At 68.7% G+C, this 2667-nt stretch carries 4 protein-coding genes; all 4 read left to right on the forward strand.

The window, feature by feature from the left end; translation table 11 throughout:
• The first annotated feature begins 547 nt into the window (after positions 1–547).
• The gene (locus ACVNF4_RS34685) at positions 548–871 is read left to right on the forward strand and encodes an integration host factor (protein ID WP_003977346.1); all 324 of its coding nucleotides are present in this window, start codon (positions 548–550) and stop codon (positions 869–871) included.
• A gap of 59 nt (positions 872–930) precedes the next feature.
• Positions 931–1524 carry a guanylate kinase gene (gmk, locus tag ACVNF4_RS34690; RefSeq protein ID WP_461806835.1) on the forward strand — a complete coding sequence of 198 codons (594 nt, stop codon included), beginning with the start codon at positions 931–933 and terminating at the stop codon, positions 1522–1524.
• A 69-nt stretch (positions 1525–1593) separates the two neighbouring features.
• On the forward strand, positions 1594–1863 hold the full coding sequence (gene rpoZ, locus ACVNF4_RS34695) for a DNA-directed RNA polymerase subunit omega (RefSeq protein WP_010357929.1): 270 nt from the start codon (positions 1594–1596) through the stop codon (positions 1861–1863).
• Between the two features lie 134 nt (positions 1864–1997).
• A partial coding sequence (gene coaBC, locus ACVNF4_RS34700) for a bifunctional phosphopantothenoylcysteine decarboxylase/phosphopantothenate--cysteine ligase CoaBC (RefSeq protein WP_461806836.1) occupies positions 1998–2667 on the forward strand: 670 nt, incomplete at its 3' end.

Raw genomic sequence — 2667 nt, forward strand, 5'->3', positions numbered from 1 at the left:
GGGTGGGGTGAGGGGGGGCTTGGGGGCGGGGGTGGTGCGGGTTGGTGGGGGCTGAGGGGTGGGTGCGGGTGGGTGGGTGGCTGGGGTGGGGGCGTTTCGCTTGCCCGCGCTTGCGGGGTGCCTCCCCCAAGCTCTTCGAGCAGGGGGGACCCCCAGCCCACCCGTGCCGCCCCGTGGGGGTACCTCGCAGGCCTTTGAGGCACTGAGGGAGGTACGACTTGCCCGCAGCTTGGGCGGAGGGGGAGAGGTGGCTGCGGGTGGGCGCAACTATGCGAGGTGGGGGTGTTCGGAGTGGGGGGCGGAGGTTGTTCTTGGCTGGTTGAGGGTGGATACAGTCTCAAATCCGGGGAGTTTTGCGGTATATGTCCGGTCCCGTAGAGGCTGACCAGGACTTTTCCGCTGTTCTCGCTGACTCAGGCGGAGTTGGCCGCTAGTCTCCGACGGAGAGTGAACGGGCAAGCGTGTTGCTCGTGGCTCGTCAGGTGTGGGGCGACTAGGTTCCTCACCGGTCCGTATCCGACAGTTCGACATCCGAGGTGACGTAGGCGTGGCTCTTCCGCCCCTTACCCCCGAACAGCGCGCAGCCGCGCTCGAAAAGGCCGCCGCGGCTCGCCGGGAGCGGGCCGAGGTCAAGAATCGACTCAAGCACTCCGGCGCCTCCCTGCACGAGGTCATCAAGCAGGGCCAGGAGAACGACGTCATCGGCAAGATGAAGGTCTCGGCGCTTCTGGAGTCCCTGCCGGGCGTGGGCAAGGTCCGCGCCAAGCAGATCATGGAGCGACTCGGCATCTCCGAGAGCCGCCGTGTACGCGGCCTCGGCTCCAACCAGATCGCTTCCCTGGAGCGTGAGTTCGGCAGCACCGGTTCCTGATCCCGGCGCCGCCGGGCAGGGCGTCCCGGGCACTCCGGGATTGCTGGAATAATCGCTGCATGGCTGCAACATTCCGGGGGACGACCCCCGAGCCCCCGGACGTACGTCCGCGGCTGACCGTGCTCTCCGGCCCCTCAGGGGTCGGCAAGAGCACGGTCGTCGCTCATATGCGCAAGGCCCACCCGGAGGTGTGGCTGTCGGTGTCGGCGACGACCCGTAAGCCCCGCCCGGGTGAGAAGAACGGCGTCCACTACTTCTTCGTCGGCGACGACGAGATGGACAAGCTGATCGCCAACGGCGAACTGCTGGAGTGGGCCGAGTTCGCCGGCAACCGCTACGGCACGCCCCGCGCGGCCGTGCTGGAGCGGCTGGAGAACGGCGAGCCGGTGCTCCTGGAGATCGACCTCCAGGGTGCCCGGCAGGTCCGCGAGTCCATGGCGGACGCCCAGCTCGTGTTCCTCGCCCCGCCCTCCTGGGAGGAGCTGGTGCGCAGGCTCACCGGCCGTGGCACCGAGGCGCCCGACGTGATCGAGCGCCGGCTCGACGCCGCCAAGATCGAACTCGCGGCCGAGCCCGAGTTCGACGAGACGCTGGTCAACACCTCTGTCGAGGATGTGGCGCGTGAGCTGCTAGCCTTGATGGATGTGGTGTGACCGTTATGGTCACCAGCGCCTTTTGAGCAACACAGTCTGAGATTCTTTCCCATCCACGGAAGGTAGAGCGTGTCCTCTTCCATCTCTGCGCCCGAGGGCATCATCAACCCTCCGATCGACGAGCTCCTCGAAGCCACGGACTCGAAGTACAGCCTCGTGATCTACGCGGCCAAGCGCGCCCGTCAGATCAACGCGTACTACTCGCAGCTCGGTGAGGGCCTCCTGGAGTACGTCGGTCCGCTCGTCGACACGCACGTCCACGAGAAGCCGCTGTCGATCGCGCTGCGCGAGATCAACGCCGGTCTGCTGACGTCCGAGGCGGTTCCGGACCCGGCGTAAGTACGACAGTCGGTTCGCAGCCGACTTATCCACAGGCCCGGCAAGCAGCTTGCCGGGCCTGTGGTGTGTCATGGGGTCGTACGGATTTCCGGGATCGGCTCGGAACGGCTCGGATGGGATCGGGGAGTGTGACGGTGGAGAAGCCCAAGGTCGTCCTGGGGGTCAGCGGTGGCATCGCCGCGTACAAGGCGTGCGAACTGCTGCGCAGACTGACCGAGTCGGGGCACGACGTCCGGGTCGTCCCCACCGCCTCCGCACTGCACTTCGTCGGCGCCCCGACCTGGTCCGCCCTCTCCGGTCACCCGGTCTCGACGGAGGTCTGGGACGACGTCCACGAGGTGCCGCACGTGCGGATCGGCCAGGGCGCGGACCTCGTCGTCGTCGCCCCCGCGACTGCGGACATGCTCGCCAAGGCGGCCCACGGACTTGCGGACGACCTCCTCACCAACACCCTCCTGACCGCCCGCTGCCCCGTCGTCTTCGCCCCCGCGATGCACACCGAGATGTGGGAGCACCCGGCCACGCGGGAGAACGTGGCGACACTGCGCCGGCGCGGAGCCGTCGTGATCGAACCCGCCGTCGGCCGCCTCACCGGCGTCGACACCGGCAAGGGCCGCCTCCCCGACCCGGCGGAGATCTTCGAGGTCTGCCGAAGGGTCCTCGCGCGCGGCGTCCGCGAACCCGACCTCGCCGGGCGGCACGTCGTCGTCAGCGCGGGCGGCACCCGCGAACCCCTCGACCCCGTCCGCTTCCTCGGCAACCGCTCCTCCGGCAAACAGGGCTACGCCCTCGCGCGGACGGCGG

The sequence above is a fragment of the Streptomyces sp. S6 genome (assembly GCF_054880855.1).

Bases quoted from the DNA above. Each gene is read 5' to 3' on its own strand.
- gmk (WP_461806835.1), top strand. From the start codon at position 931: ATGGCTGCAACATTCCGGGGGACGACCCCCGAGCCCCCGGACGTACGT.